Source organism: Halomonas sp. SIMBA_159 (assembly GCF_046536035.1).
In the GTDB taxonomy this organism is placed as follows: domain Bacteria; phylum Pseudomonadota; class Gammaproteobacteria; order Pseudomonadales; family Halomonadaceae; genus Vreelandella; species Vreelandella venusta_A.
Genome location: NZ_JAWJBT010001222.1, coordinates 1 through 248 on the forward strand (window position 1 = coordinate 1; position 248 = coordinate 248).

Consider the following 248-nt stretch of genomic DNA (forward strand, 5'->3'; position numbering starts at 1 on the left):
GTCGCTTTTATCGGTTGTGGTGGCAGCAACCATTTTATCGGGGTGCGGTGGTTCGGACTCAGATAATGACGATGGGAAGAATCTCGACGGCAAGGTTACTGTTCAGGTGATCGACGGTTATTTGTCGAATGCTGAAGTGTGTGTAGATAAAAACAGTAATTTTGTGTGTGACACCGGTGAAGCTTTATCAGACAGAACAAATGACACAGGGAAGGTCACCCTGTCGGCTAGTGACAGCCAGTATCCTT

The 248-nt window shown here is 47.2% G+C and carries 1 protein-coding gene; it reads left to right on the forward strand.

The annotated features are described in order from the left end of the window. Positions 1–248 (forward strand): hypothetical protein (locus R0J87_RS23160; protein ID WP_498889302.1); only part of this gene is annotated, 248 nt, incomplete at both ends.